The 13,844-nt window shown below is 54.9% G+C and carries 14 protein-coding genes and 2 pseudogenes; 7 read left to right on the top strand and 9 right to left on the bottom strand.

The window, feature by feature from the left end:
• The 4 genes and pseudogenes from PFH44_RS18325 to hutI all read right to left on the bottom strand — a co-directional run.
• Positions 1 to 655: pseudogene (locus PFH44_RS18325) on the bottom strand (urocanate hydratase); the annotation flags it as partial.
• A gap of 142 nt (positions 656 to 797) precedes the next feature.
• On the bottom strand, positions 798 to 1,523 hold the full coding sequence (locus PFH44_RS18330; protein WP_045855426.1) for a histidine utilization repressor: 726 nt from the start codon (positions 1,521 to 1,523) through the stop codon (positions 798 to 800).
• Between the two features lie 56 nt (positions 1,524 to 1,579).
• Positions 1,580 to 2,536 (bottom strand): formimidoylglutamase, encoded by a 957-nt coding sequence (hutG, locus tag PFH44_RS18335; protein WP_283825763.1) that lies wholly within the window; start codon positions 2,534 to 2,536, stop codon positions 1,580 to 1,582.
• The gene (gene hutI / locus PFH44_RS18340; RefSeq protein WP_283825764.1) at positions 2,533 to 3,792 is read right to left on the bottom strand and encodes an imidazolonepropionase; all 1,260 of its coding nucleotides are present in this window, start codon (positions 3,790 to 3,792) and stop codon (positions 2,533 to 2,535) included. Before hutI ends, hutG begins: the two co-directional genes overlap by 4 nt.
• A 275-nt stretch (positions 3,793 to 4,067) precedes the next feature.
• On the opposite strand from hutI, the gene PFH44_RS18345 reads away from it, so the two are divergent.
• The 3 genes from PFH44_RS18345 to PFH44_RS18355 all read left to right on the top strand — a co-directional run bounded on the left by PFH44_RS18345 (position 4,068) and on the right by PFH44_RS18355 (position 6,583).
• Positions 4,068 to 5,351, top strand: a complete 1,284-nt coding sequence (locus tag PFH44_RS18345) for a putative acyl-CoA thioester hydrolase (protein ID WP_283825765.1) — start codon at positions 4,068 to 4,070, stop codon at positions 5,349 to 5,351.
• A 408-nt stretch (positions 5,352 to 5,759) separates the two neighbouring features.
• On the top strand, positions 5,760 to 5,972 hold the full coding sequence (locus PFH44_RS18350; protein WP_283825766.1) for a hypothetical protein: 213 nt from the start codon (positions 5,760 to 5,762) through the stop codon (positions 5,970 to 5,972).
• Positions 5,973 to 6,028: 56 nt separating this feature from the next.
• Positions 6,029 to 6,583, top strand: a complete 555-nt coding sequence (locus PFH44_RS18355) for a LuxR C-terminal-related transcriptional regulator (protein WP_045854525.1) — start codon at positions 6,029 to 6,031, stop codon at positions 6,581 to 6,583.
• A 98-nt stretch (positions 6,584 to 6,681) separates the two neighbouring features.
• On the opposite strand, the gene PFH44_RS18360 is transcribed toward PFH44_RS18355, so the two are convergent.
• Together PFH44_RS18360 and PFH44_RS18365 are read right to left on the bottom strand one after the other, a co-directional pair.
• The gene (locus PFH44_RS18360) at positions 6,682 to 7,413 is read right to left on the bottom strand and encodes a MerR family transcriptional regulator (protein ID WP_045855425.1); all 732 of its coding nucleotides are present in this window, start codon (positions 7,411 to 7,413) and stop codon (positions 6,682 to 6,684) included.
• Between the two features lie 174 nt (positions 7,414 to 7,587).
• Entirely contained in the window at positions 7,588 to 8,811 is a 1,224-nt protein-coding gene (locus tag PFH44_RS18365) for a diguanylate phosphodiesterase (RefSeq protein WP_045855424.1), read from the bottom strand.
• Positions 8,812 to 9,147: 336 nt separating this feature from the next.
• Between PFH44_RS18365 and ycgZ the strand changes: the two genes are divergently transcribed.
• The 3 genes from ycgZ (at position 9,148) to PFH44_RS18380 (ending at position 10,156) form a co-directional block, all read left to right on the top strand.
• Positions 9,148 to 9,387: a regulatory protein YcgZ gene (gene ycgZ, locus PFH44_RS18370; RefSeq protein WP_045854524.1), complete on the top strand. Its 240-nt coding sequence runs from the start codon at positions 9,148 to 9,150 to the stop codon at positions 9,385 to 9,387.
• A gap of 118 nt (positions 9,388 to 9,505) precedes the next feature.
• Positions 9,506 to 9,835 carry a hypothetical protein gene (locus PFH44_RS18375; RefSeq protein WP_052698703.1) on the top strand — a complete coding sequence of 110 codons (330 nt, stop codon included), beginning with the start codon at positions 9,506 to 9,508 and terminating at the stop codon, positions 9,833 to 9,835.
• Positions 9,836 to 9,889: 54 nt separating this feature from the next.
• Entirely contained in the window at positions 9,890 to 10,156 is a 267-nt protein-coding gene (locus PFH44_RS18380; RefSeq protein ID WP_045855423.1) for a biofilm development regulator YmgB/AriR family protein, read from the top strand.
• A 447-nt stretch (positions 10,157 to 10,603) separates the two neighbouring features.
• Here PFH44_RS18380 and pgl read toward each other — a convergent pair whose 3' ends face one another.
• Complete coding sequence (gene pgl / locus PFH44_RS18385) at positions 10,604 to 11,599, bottom strand: 6-phosphogluconolactonase (RefSeq protein WP_045854522.1); 996 nt, start codon at positions 11,597 to 11,599, stop codon at positions 10,604 to 10,606.
• Between the two features lie 173 nt (positions 11,600 to 11,772).
• Between pgl and PFH44_RS18390 the strand changes: the two genes are divergently transcribed.
• Positions 11,773 to 12,591 (top strand): pyridoxal phosphatase, encoded by an 819-nt coding sequence (locus PFH44_RS18390; RefSeq protein ID WP_045854521.1) that lies wholly within the window; start codon positions 11,773 to 11,775, stop codon positions 12,589 to 12,591.
• Here PFH44_RS18390 and modC read toward each other — a convergent pair whose 3' ends face one another.
• Positions 12,592 to 13,650, bottom strand: a complete 1,059-nt coding sequence (modC, locus tag PFH44_RS18395) for a molybdenum ABC transporter ATP-binding protein ModC (RefSeq protein WP_045854520.1) — start codon at positions 13,648 to 13,650, stop codon at positions 12,592 to 12,594.
• Positions 13,651 to 13,652: 2 nt separating this feature from the next.
• Positions 13,653 to 13,844 (bottom strand): annotated as a pseudogene (modB, locus tag PFH44_RS18400) (molybdate ABC transporter permease subunit); the annotation flags it as partial.

The raw sequence follows: 13,844 nt of genomic DNA on the forward strand, positions 1-13,844 counted from the left end.
CCGGCGACGGCGCCTGCTCGTCAACGTAGCGGGTACGCAGACGGAAATCGATACGGCTCTGCTGGCACTCAATGTTCAGCGAGCAGGCGCCCGCCAGGGTCGCGGCCAGCGGCTGCGCGCCGCCCATGCCGCCCAGGCCGGCGGTGAGCACCCAGCGGCCTTTCAGGCTGCCCTCATAGTGCTGGCGGCCGGCTTCGACGAAGGTTTCGTAGGTGCCCTGCACGATCCCCTGGCTGCCGATATAAATCCAGCTTCCGGCGGTCATCTGGCCGTACATGGCCAGGCCTTTGGCGTCGAGTTCGTTGAAGTGTTCCCAGGTCGCCCAGTGCGGGACCAGGTTAGAGTTGGCGATCAGCACGCGGGGTGAGTTTTCATGGGTTTTAAATACCCCCACCGGCTTGCCGGACTGCACCAGCAGGGTCTCATCGTTCTCCAGGTTTTTCAGCGCCTTCACGATAGCGTCATAGCATTCCCAGTTACGCGCCGCGCGTCCAATGCCGCCGTAAACCACCAGCTCGTGCGGGTTTTCGGCGACGTCCGGATCGAGGTTATTCATTAACATACGCAGCGGTGCTTCGGTCAACCAGCTCTTCGCACTCAGCGTAGTGCCTCGCGGTGCACGTACGTCCAGCTGGCGGTATTTGCTTTGCGACATCGGGGTTTCTCCTGACTATTAACGTTGTTTACGTAGATACATATACTTGTCTATACAACTCTACGCAAGCCAGGATTTAACAGAAATGATACAATTTTGTTATATTGCGTCAGCAATCACGCTTTTGCCGACGCGCTGAGGATCAGGAGCCGAAGCGTCCCTGCAGGCGATAGCGGCTGCCGGGAAACAGCAGGCGGGCGTGGGAAACAATATGCGTCGTCGACCAGGTGCGGCGACGAATCATCAGGCAGGGATCCTGGGCATGAATGTGCAGCAGCTCGCACTCCTTCGCGCTCGCCTGCACCGCTTCGACAATATGCTCCCCCTCGGTTAGCGGGGCTATCAGCGACAGGTAGTCGTGCGGCGTGGTGGCGGTGTAGTCCTGGCGCAAATAGTCCGGCACCACGGTGGCGTTGACGCAGCGGTCCTCAATTTGTACCGGCACGTCGTTTTCGAAATGCACCATCAGGGAGTGAAATATCCGCGTGCCTTCGGCGACGTTGAGCGCCGCCGCCTGAATAAGGTCGGCCCGGGTCTCCTCCAGCAGCAGCACCTCACAGCGGTGGTGGTGGTGGCGGGAGACGATTTCATCGGCGATGCTGCGGACTTCAAACAGCGCCGACTGCCCCTTCGGCTCCGCCACGAAGGTCCCCACGCCCTGCAGGCGCACCAGCAGGCCTTCGTCGGTGAGCTCGCGAAGCGCCCGGTTGATGGTCATCCGGCTAAAACCAAACTGCGCCACCAGCTCCGCTTCCGAAGGGATGCGATCGTGCGGGCGCCAGACGCCGCTTTGGATCTTTTCGCTGATCGCCTGCTTCACCTTTTCATAGAACGGTGCCGGCGCGGAGCGAGATTGCTGTGAAAACATAGCCTGGCTTTCCTTATTCTCAATGGGCGGCAAAACGATCAGAATATACTGAATCGTCAGCGCCACCAATGGGCGATTTGCCATGCCAGCCGGGCCGCCGTGCGGGCGCCCTGGCTATCGATGTCAAACTGCGGATTAAACTCCACCAGATCCACCGCCTGCAGCTTGCCGCTGCGGCACAGCGGCTCAACGATGCGCAGCAGCGCGGTCAGCGGCACGCCCAGCGCCGCGGGGGCCGAGACCGCCGGCATTTCGCGGGCCGGCATGACGTCAAGGTCGATGGTCAGGTAGAGGCGATCGTAGAGGGCTATCTGGCGCGCGATTTCCGGCGCAACCCGTTCTTCATAGGCCTGCAGCACGTCCAGATCCTCAATGACCCGCACCTCGCGACGCGCCGCTTCATCCCACAGGGCCTGGGTATTCGCCGCGCGGCTGGCGCCGATGCAGGCGTAGTGAAAGCCGCGCCCCTGCGCCTCGCACTCCAGCGCCAGCTGGCGGAACGGCGTCCCCGAGCTGGCCCGTTCGGCAAAGCGTAAATCAAGATGCGCGTCGAGGTTGATAATGCCGACCTTTTGGCCGGGGAACGCGTCCAGCACGCCGGCGCCGTGGCCGAAGGCCGTTTCGTGACCCCCGCCCAGCACCAGAGTGCGTTTGCCGGCGCGCTGGCAGGCGGCCACCGCCTCGCGCAGCGCCTGCTGAGCCTCCTCCAGCTCCTCGCCCATCACGCTAACGGTGCCCATATCCACACAGCGGTCGTGGCCGCCGTGGCTGGCCATATTCGCCAACGCTCGCCGCAGCGTCTCGGGCCCCTTTTCCGCTCCGGTGCGCCCGAGGTTGCGCCGTACGCCCTCATCGCAGGCGAAGCCCAGCAGGGCAATCTCGCCCGGCTGCTCGTCGGGAGCGAAGCGGTCCACCCGCGCTATCGTCTGAAACAGGCGCAGCGCGTTGGCGGCTTCGCCGCTGTCGTCGCGCCCTTGCCACAGCCCGGCGGGCGTCGGTTGCCACAGCTTCATTGCATCTCTCCTCGTACCACACGATGCCAGAGCGGACTGCGCCCTGGTTCATACACCATTTCTACCGGATGTTCGGCGTCCCAGATGGCAAAATCGGCGACGAATCCCGCCGCCAGCTGGCCGTGGCTCGCCTGACGCCCCAGCGCCCTCGCCGCGTGGCGGGTCACGCCGGCCCACGCCTCCTCCGGCGTCAGGCCAAACTTGACGCAGGCCATATTCATCGCCAGATGCAGGCTGGCAAAGGGGCTGGTGCCCGGGTTGTAGTCCGTCGCCACCGCCATCGGGACCTGATACTGCCGCAGCAGCTCTACCGGTGGCCGGCGGGTCTCGTTGAGGAAATAGAAGGCGCCGGGCAGCAGCACCGCGACCGTCCCGCTGTGGCTCATCGCCGCCACGCCCTCTTCCGTCAGATATTCGATATGGTCGGCAGAGAGCCCGCGATAGCGGCTGACCAGCTGGGCGCCGCCGAGGGAGGAGAGCTGTTCGACGTGGCCCTTCACCGGAATTCCGCGCGCCTGCGCCGCCTGGAATACGCGCTCGGTTTGCTGCGGGCTGAAGCCGACGTTTTCACAGAACACGTCGACGCTTTCAAACAGCCCCTCTTCCCACAGCGTCGGCAGCAGGGTTTCGCAGACCAGGGTGATATAGCCGTCGGGATCGTCTTTATACTCCGGCGGCGTCGCGTGGGCGGAGAGCAGCGTGGCCGACAGCTCAAACGCATTGCTTTCGCTCAGCCGTCGCGCCACGCGCAGCATCTTGCGTTCGCTTTCCAGATCCAGCCCGTAGCCGGACTTAATTTCAACCGTCGTAACCCCTTCACGCAGCAGGCGATCGAGGCGCTGCTGCGCCAGCGCCAGCAGCTGCGCTTCGCTGCTCTCGCGGGTGGCGCGCACCGTCGAGTTAATGCCGCCGCCGTTAGCGCTGATGGTCTGGTAAGAGACGCCGTTGAGCCGCTGCTCCCACTCCTGCGCCCGGCTGCCGCCGAAGATCAGGTGGGTATGGCAATCAATCAGCCCCGGCGTCACCAGCCTGCCGCCAAGGTCAACGCTGCGCCCTGCCGGAGCGTCGCTTTCGGGGATCGCGGCCTCAATCCGGCCATTGCGCACCAGCAGCGCGTGGCGATCCAGCAGGCCATAAGGCCGCGAGTCCTGTGGGTTCAACGTGGCGAGGCGGGCGTTTCGCCAGATAACGAGATCGGAAGTGGCTTCAGTCATAGCGATCAACTTGTCATGGGTTGTATAGACATTTATTTTCATTCCACCGAGAATGTCAATAAAAGCAGGGATTATTGTTATTTTTTTGTGACTACGAGCGGCCCCGCCTGCGGGTGCAAAACAGCATAACGCTAACTTTTTAGCTCAGCGTCTTCCCGTTTTGCTCAACTTAGTATAAAAAAGCAGGTTTTAAAGAGCTTATCTATTCACACACCCCAAATAATTCGGCCCGTATCGAGGTGGCAGGCGCACGCTGCCAGCAAAGAAGCGGCTTGAAGTATGGCGGGTATAGCTAATTGATTCTTGCCCGGAGCAACATGAACACATTTTCAGTTTCCCGACTGACGCTGGCGCTGGCCTTCGGCGTGACGTTATCCGCCTGCAGCTCAACCCCTGCCGATCAGCAACCCTCTACCCAGGCCGCGCCGGGTACCGCCTCTCGCCCCGTTTTAAGCGCCGATGAAGCGAAGAATTTCCTGCCGGCGAGCTATTTCCAGTCGCTCAACCCGAACGCCGCGGCGTGGACGCCGGCGGCCATTGCCGCGCCGGCCCAGCCTGACTTCGTCGTCGGGCCTGCGGGGACTCAGGGCGTGACCCACACCACGATCCAGGCCGCCGTCGATGCGGCCATTGCCCGTCACTCCGACCGCCGTCTGTTCATTGCGATTATGCCGGGTGAATATACCGGTACCGTGTATGTCCCGGCCGCCCCCGGCGCGCTGACCCTTTACGGTACCGGCGAGAAGCCGCTGGATGTGAAAATTAGCCAGGCGATCGATTCGGAAATGGACGTCACCAGCTGGCGTCACCTGGTCAATCCGGCCGGGAAATACATGCCCGGCAAACCGGCGTGGTATATGTTCGACAGTTGCCAGAGCAAGCGTACGGCCACCGTCGGCGTGCTGTGCTCCGCGGTCTTCTGGTCGCAGAATAACGGCCTGCAGCTGCAGAACCTGACCATCGCTAACAACCTCGGCGATAGCGTTGATGCCGGCACCCACCAGGCCGTCGCGCTGCGCAGCGATGGCGACCAGGTGCAGATTAACAACGTCAATATTCTCGGCCGCCAGAACACCTTCTTCGTGACCAACAGCGGCGTGCAGAACCGTCTGCAGAACGATCGCCAGACCCGCACGCTGGTCAGCAACAGCTATATTGAAGGCGACGTCGATATCGTTGCCGGCCGCGGCGCCGTTGTCTTTGATAACACCGATTTCCGCGTCGTGAACTCGCGCACGCAGAAAGAGGGCTACGTCTTCGCCCCGGCGACGCTGAAGAGCGTCACCTACGGCTTCCTCGCCATCAACAGCCGCTTCACCGCTTCCGGCGATGGCGTCGCGCAGCTGGGCCGCTCTCTGGACGTTGACGGCAACACCAACGGCCAGGTGGTTATCCGCGATAGCGTGATTAACGAAGGCTTTAATATCGCTAAGCCGTGGGCCGATGCGGCAGCCTCTAACCGCACCTTCAGCGGTAATACCGGCGCGGTAGACGCCAAAGGGGTTGTGCAGCGTAACCTCAACGACGACGGCTTCAACCGCATGTGGGAATACAACAACCGCGGCGTGGGAAGCGTTATCGTGGCTGAACCTAAGCAGTAATCGTCCTGCCTAAAGGGGGGAGCCGCTCCCCCCTTTGTCCCCACTCCCTTCAGGCTCTACCCTCTTCCCCCTGCCACCACCATCGTCAGGATAGTTCACCCTGGTTGCTAAACCGCCATGATGTACAAGTTTGCATAATTATAAAAATCAATAAAAACAATTAATTATATTTATAAAACAAAAAAAACAATCTATAAGTACAAAATATCCTGCAAAAACTGTACAAGTAGAAAATCATGACTATAGTTATACCGTAAGTTTTAATTTCCCTGCATTACAGCATCCTTATTTGACTTAAAATTGCATGCCATTTGCACGTTGAGATGGTGAAAAACTGAATAACAAAAATGATTGTTATCAATCGGCTTTGTTCGTTGATTAACTATTGAATGCAGCCTGAGATATATCATGCAGATTAAAAACACTATTCCAGCAGAGTTTATTCCTAACTCTGCTTTGCTAAAAAATATCGAGCACATGGTGCAGATTAAGAACGAAACCGTGAGCAATGAGCGTTTAATCATTGAAGTTCAGCATCGCCTGAATATAGAGAGAAATGAAATACTCGCTGATTTGTATAAACAAATACTGCATATGTTATACGGAAGAATTCATCACTAGGCGCGACTTTTAGAAGGCAAACATACAGCAACTAACGACCCAGACTCGGAGGATAAATGAATAGTGACAAACCAGATTTCTTTTTTAATCATTACGATCTTTGGATTAAAAATAGCCTTCTCCGTCAGGGTTTACAGCTTATTCTTGATTCACTATCACCGAGCTGTTTTCATGGAAAATACGTTTTCTTCACCAGCGACAACTATTATTCCGTGTTAAATCATAAGTATAACCAACGGAAGGTTCGCTTTGTCCTGCTTACGGATGGTAATGACTTAAACTTCTTAAGTGAAATCCCAATGTTCAGAATCTCCGCGCGTTCTACGCCAGCTGAGATAAAATCGTTTATTCTCCGACCAACTCTGTATAGTAAAAAACCGGATGGTGAATCCGAGGGTATTATTCTTACCAGCCGTGAGAAAGCGGTTATCCGCTTAATGAACGATGGTGAAGCGATTGTTAATATCGGAAAGTCATTGAACTTACATATCAAAACGATTTATCAAATCCGCCTGACGTTGATAAAAAAATTAGGCTGCTCCGGGCGCACAGATTTTTTTAACATTAGCCGTAGCGAAACGTTCAAAGCCTGGTCACAGCTCAATTCTTAATATTTTATCGTTAGGCCGGGTTAAAATATCTAAAAAAAGCAAAAGCGGCGGAATATAAAAACAAAACTCATGTTCCGCTGCTGGCCTCAACGCCCCTATTAATTCCCATGAAACTCGATTGTAAACCCCTGACTTTGCCAGTGGCTGAGTAATTCCGCCTGCAAAGGAGATAATGCACGGCCGGTCCAGACAAAAATGTGCTGACCGGGGAAAAGTTCCGGGCGAGGAGAATCAAGCGGTTCAGCCAGAACATTAACATGCCAGGCACGCTGCGACAGCCGCCACGCTTCTAACCAGAGCCGGGTACGATCTTCATTGCTCCAGCCAACCAACAAGGTCTCTTTGCCGACTTTTTTACGCGATTCGGCAAGGAACGACGCCACGCAGTCGATCAAAATACCATCCAGCATGCTGCTAATGGCCAGCGACGTGTTCTGATCGAGATTTAATTTCTGCCGCACGGGCACAAAGAGCCGATCAATCAGATTATCCACGGGATATTCGTGGCTAAGAGACATAATTCTGGTACGTAATTTCGAGGGCTGTACAACTCGTAGAAGAGTCATCATCTCGTCCTGGAGTAAAGCTGAACCATCGTGCGCATCAGGTTGCTGCCCCTCCAGTAACGCCTTGACCTTACCGACAGAGACGCCTCGTTCAATCCAGCGCTTGATCTCCTCAATACGCTGAACGTCTTCATCGTCAAACTGACGGTGGCCTCCCTCGCTTCTCTGCGGTTTCAGCAAGCCATATCTTCGCTGCCATGCACGCAAAGTAACGGGGTTAATTCCGCAACGTTCGGCGACTTCACCGATACTGTAATAAGCCATTAGCGCCTCGTAACATGCCATACTTTCCTGGCTAAATTAACGAATTTAGCCAGACTGTACAATTAACTTTTCTTGTACAGCTAAAATATAACAGCCTGGACGCCAATATGTAGATCAAAAAGGGAGTATGAAGGGTTTATCTGGTGCTTCCAGACCGTGAGTGCCGGGTAAATTTTAAAGAATATCCCAGGACGATTTTTTTTCGGGCCATGCGATCGCTGGAATTCCGCCCAGACACGGGCTGGCAAATAAATTACCCTGAAAATGTGAGATCCCCGCCGACTCGAGCCACATCCACTCTTCCGGCCGCTCGATCCCAACCGCCGAAACGGCAATTTCCAGCGAGTTACAGCATTTTATAATGGCCTGAACGATAGCCTGCCTTGGGCCGTGCTTATGGATATCTTTGACCAGTTGGCGATTGATCTTTATACGGTCCGGCTGAAACTGAGCCAGTAACAAAAGCCCGGCAAACCCGGCACCAAAGTGATCGATAGCGACGCGAATGCCCGCGGACTTGAGCTTACGAATAGAATCAGTGAATTCATCAATACGTGAGATAGCTTCACTCTCGGTAAACTCCACAATAATCTGCTCTGAAATCAAGCCATTGGCTTTGATTTCATCTAAAAGAAACTCAACAGCGCCGGGAACATTCACCAAAGTCATCGGTAAGAGATTAATAGACAACGTGCATCCGCGCAGACACAAACGTCCCGCCATAGCAAACGCCACCCGTTTACTGTGGAGATCCGCCGTGTAAATATTCTCTCGCGAAAGTCCATCAAAATAGACCTCTGGCGATCCGCCGCAAGCGGTACGCAGCAATGCCTCAAAGGAAACAATTTCTTTAGCAAACGGGTCGATCACTGGCTGAAAAGCGAAGCTGCATTCTGCCTGAGCTAGCGGAACCTCAGGATAAAAGGCGGTGCCATCCGTCACAAAATCCCAGCTTTCTGGCGCGGGAATTTCGTAATAATTCTCTTTTTCCGTCGCTTCCACGAAGGTACGAAAAAAATGGAGAGCCCGGTCATCGTAAGTTAGTTGATATTTAGTGGTCCCTTTATCCAACACAATTTGCAAAACTTCATCGCGGTCATATTCGCGCAAGTCAAAGAGTTCCATGCCGATTTTGCCAAACCTACGCGTCGGACCATGGTCACTAAGCAGCTCAACAAGGTTATGGTGCCGCGAGTCTCCACAGATATGGCGATAAATTTCCTGGACTTTCTCTTCAGGTCCTTCTAATAACTGAAAAAAATGGGTACCGTTAAAAAGCAAAATACCGGACACTTCCGCCAGGCTATTCTTTACATTTGCTTCAGCAACCATGCTTTCGAGCGATTTGACTGACACGTTGTCGCAGATATGACTGCGATAAATGATGGTAGTTAGCATGATGTTTCCGACAGAAGAGATATAAGGTATTGAGATATCACAGTAGCAGATCCGATGTCCTGCGTCCTGTAAAAAAGATAAATATATTAACAAATACTTCACATTAAGCCGTTCTTTTGATTGACCTTCTTCTCCCATCCACATCTGTACAGAACGCACATCCCCCAATTGTACAACCCCCATCGAACCAAAAAGACAAAAATACATATAAATCAATTAATTAAAAATACACCACTCAGAAAAACAACATTTTCCTTCATTTTCTATGTACAAGTTATCAATCATTGTATAACTTTAATGGCAACTTCACCGATGATTGAACTGACAGGAGCACATATGCAGCAGAACAGTTATATTCCTGATACGGCTAGCGCTATTGCCCATTATTTCAATAAAGCCTCTTTGCCTTCACAGCAGGAAACGCTGGGACAAATCGTGATGGATATCCTTAATGAAGGACGAAATCTGAACCGTAAATCCCTGTGTACAAAGCTATTGAGTCGCCTGGAAGTCGCTTCTGAACCTGCAGAAGAGCACCACTATCAAACGCTAATCGGTATGCTCTTTGAGCGATAGGAGTAAGCGTGCCAGCAGTAATCTGGTGATTAAAGTCGACACTGAAGAGTCTGATTTCACGGATGTTGCCAATACTTAATCAGAGCATCGACTTCAAACCAAATTTCCAGTCATGGAGATGACGGTAATCAGAGATACAGTTATGAATAGTGGTGAGATTGAACAATTAACAGATGTACTGATTGGAGAGGCTGTCCTCTCTCTGCTCAAAAATAAGGGGCCGATCAATACTCAGGCTCTGGTAAATAAACTCCAGTCGATGCAGTCCGAGGAAACAGATAAAAAGCGACGAGATACAATTGGGCGTATTATTGATGAAATCAAAAATATGGTAGCTCTTCGTGGTAAGAAAAAACCTCTGGGTACTTCAGGTGCGAAAAATTATTGGGATGATCCAAATTCTTTATTGGGTTCCCCTTCGCAATCTGGTACAGGTAAAATGCACTGACCATTAATGGTTGATTCTTTAATTAACAAAGTTGAGAATATGATGAGACAGACTATGCATCAGCAGTCAGATATCTACGCAGGCATGAACGATACCGCACTCTCAGAATATTTCCGTAATGCAGGTGACCGGCTAATCGATGAATCCGCGGTGATGACGCTGGCCATTAGTAGTATCCTTTCCACTGAAGGACAACTCAGTAATAAAGCCATTATCTTCTGGTTAATTAATGCCCTTGAAACTACCAGCGATGTGGTGACTGCGGATGTTATCCGTAATACACTGGAAATCGTCGTGAGTTATACTATGGATGATATCTAAGATAGCGACAGGAATTAATCAAATAGGGATGCCTGCCATTCATAATATATGGAATGTCTGTTACTCAGTATCTGGGATAGAAACGAAATCCACCTATAGCATAATTCCATATAAACTCGTCTCCTGTTGTCAGGTATAAAAACCAGGACAGGAGACGGATATTAAACATAAACGATATTTAATTAGACTTTCTCTGATACTGAAAATACAAACATATCAAGATTCGTTAAAGCACCGCAGCCTGATGCCATCGCCATCAACACGAACGGGCCGGACGGAGGGCGAATACCCCGCGAGCGCCCTCGTATCCAGGGTCATCCAGCCAAACCTCATCACCATGTACAGCAATGCTAGCGGTATGATTGAATATCGGATGCGGGTGAAATAACCGTCTCCTCAAGCAAAAAAACCTCGCCGCAGCGAGGTTTTCAGCCATAAGCAGCAGGCTTAGTGAGCGTTAACAACGACCCACATCGGCCCCTGGCCGACGGCATAGCGCCCTTTCTCCTGCAGCAGACCCTGCTCGCCGCTGATTTCGTACACCGCGACGTGGTGGGATTTCTGCCCGGCGGCAATCAGGTATTTGCCGCTGCGATCGAGGTTAAAGCCGCGCGGCTGGGCCTCGGTCGGCTGGTAGCCTTCAATCGCCAGCACGCTGCCGTCTTCGGAGACGCTGAAGATGGTGATAATGCTGGCGGTACGATCGCAGGCGTAGAGATGACGGCCGTCGGCGGTCAGGTGGATATCCGCCGCCCAGCGCACGCCGGTAAAGTCGGCAGGCATCATATCCAGCGTCTGCACGCACTCAATTTTGCCGTGCGGATCCTTCAGCTCCCAGACGTCAACGGAGCTGTTCAGCTCGTTCACGCAGTAGCCGTACTGCTGGTTCGGATGGAACACCATATGACGCGGGCCCGCGCCTTCAACGGTGGTCACTTCCGCCGGCTCCTGCGCCGCCAGGAAGCCGTCATCGCTGAGGGTAAACAGGCAGATGCGGTCCTGCTTGAGCGCCGGTACCCACAGCGTGCGGTTATCCGGAGAGATATTGGCAGAGTGGCAGCCTTCCAGGCCTTCAACCACCGCCACCGTTTCACCCGGCAGACCGTCGGTCAGCGGAGTGACGCTCACGCAGCCCGAATTATACGAGGCGCTGAACACAAAGCGGCCCAGCCGGTCGGTGGAGATATGCGTCGGGCTTCCCGGCAGCGCGGCTTCACCGGCAAAGGTCAGCGCCCCGTTATCTGGCGCAATGCGGTAGGCCAGTACGCGAAACTCCGGACGCACGCCGACGTAGAGATACTCTTTATTCGGGCTCACTACCATCGGCTGCACCTGGCCCGGGGCGTCGACAACCTGCACCAGGGTCAGCTTTCCCTCAAGATCCAGGCTCCAGACGTGGATCTGCTGGCTTTCCGGGCTGGCGGTATAAACGGTTTGTTTCATGACTGCTCCTTTCCTCACTGCACGTGGAAAACTTATACATTTCATTCATCAAACTGCTGGTTCGATGCAATGTATAGACTCTTTTAACGGTAGATGCTGAAAAATTTGCCCCTGAGGCACAGCGGTGTACCATCATGGCCTGCTCACTTTTCACCATTAACCGGAAACAACACATGACCTCACGCGTGATTGCCCTGGATTTAGACGGCACCCTACTGACCTCCAGCAAGACCATTCTGCCCGCCTCGCTTGAGGCGCTGGCTCGTGCCCGCGCGGCCGGTTACCGGGTGATCGTCGTCACGGGTCGACATCACGTCGCGATCCATCCTTTTTATCAGGCACTGGCTCTGGATACACCTGCAATTTGTTGTAATGGCACTTATTTGTATGATTATCAGGCAAAAAAGGTTCTGCAGGCCGATCCGATGGCGGTCGATAAGGCGCTGAGCCTTACCGAGATGCTCGCCGACCACGACGTTCACGGCCTGATGTACGTCGACGACGCCATGCTCTACGAGCACCCGACCGGACACGTCATCCGTACCGCCCGCTGGGCGGAGTCGCTGCCGCCGGAGCAGCGCCCGGTCTTCACCCAGGTTGACTCCCTGGCGCAGGCGGCGCGCGAGGTGAAGGCGGTGTGGAAATTCGCCCTCACCGACGAAAACATTCCTAAACTGCAGCAGTTCGCACAGCACGTCGGCCAGACTCTGGGTCTGGAGTGCGAGTGGTCGTGGCACGATCAGGTCGATATCGCCCGCGCCGGCAACAGCAAAGGCAAGCGCCTGGCGCAGTGGGTTGAGGCCCAGGGGCTATCAATGCAGGACGTAGTGGCCTTCGGCGACAACTATAACGACCTCAGCATGCTGGAAGCCGCCGGTACCGGCGTGGCGATGGGTAACGCGGTCGACGAAGTCAAAGCGCGTGCGAACGTGGTGATTGGCGAGAACGAAAGCAACAGCATTGCCGATTTTATCAACCGCAACCTGCTGTAATCAGGCGCTAATCGACACGCTCTTGATTTGCGCATACAGCCACTGACCTGGCTTCACCCCCAGGTCATCTCTGGCCCACGGGCTGATGCGCGCCCACAGCGTGCGGCCGCTGACCTCCAGCTGCACCTCAATCTGCCCGTTGGTTTCAATACACTGCACGACCTGCGCGCGTAAAATATTGCGAATGCTGGTCCGCTGCGGTTGCTCCAGCACCAGCGATACGTCGGAGGCCTGAACGCGAATGCGCGCCGGTTCGCCCACAGGCCGCTCAAGCTGATTAACCCACAGCCGCTGCTCGCCGAGGGCCAGGGCGGTCATCGCATACTGCGGATGCTGGTCGACAACCGAAACGGTGAGTATCGTGCTCTGCTGGTCCTGCGGCAGCCACGGGTGCATCACGCTGCTGCTCCACACCTCTTCGAGATCGCCAAACGCCTTCACGCTGCCGTTTTCCAGCACCAGCACCTTATCCGCCAGATGCTGGATCTCATCCAGCGAATGGCTGACGTACAGCATCGGGATATTGATTTCGCGCGCCAGCCGCTGCAGATAGGGCAGCAGCTCGCGCTTGCGCGGAATATCCAGCGAGGCCAGCGGCTCATCAAGCAGCAGCAGCTCGGGGGCGGTCAGCAGCGCCCGACCGATGGCCACCCGCTGCTTCTCGCCGCCGGAGAGCCCGCCGGGCAGACGATCGAGCAGCGGCTCAATCCCCAGCAGCGCCACCAGCTTATCGAACTGGCCGGCCATACTCTTCGCCATGCCGTACTGCAAATTGCCGCGCACTTTGTAGTGCGGGAACAGGCGGGCGTCCTGGAAAACGTAGCCAATGCGCCGTTTTTCCGGCGCCAGGCAGATGCGCTTTTCGACATCGTTCAGCACCCTGCCGTTGAGCACGATACGCCCTTTCTGCGGCCGGGTCAGGCCGCTGATGGCGTTGATAAGCGAGGTTTTACCGGCGCCGGATACGCCAAACACCGCGGTAATACCGCTGGCGGGCAGCGTCTCCTGAATGCTCAGGCAGTGGGTTCCCAGCGTCTGGGTAAAATCGAGTTCCAGCATCGTTATTTACCCATTCGCGCGCGGCTGAGGCGCGCCAGCCATTCGGAAACCAGCAGCGAGATCAGCGCCAGCACGATGGAAATTAAGCATAAGCGCGCGGCGGCGCCCTCACCGCCCGGGGTTTGGATCAGGGTATACATGGCGGAGGGGATGGTGCGCGTTTCGCCGGGAATATTGGAAACGAAGGTAATGGT

It is taken from the genome of Klebsiella sp. Ech2A (assembly GCF_030078455.1).
GTDB classification, from domain to species: domain Bacteria; phylum Pseudomonadota; class Gammaproteobacteria; order Enterobacterales; family Enterobacteriaceae; genus Klebsiella; species Klebsiella terrigena.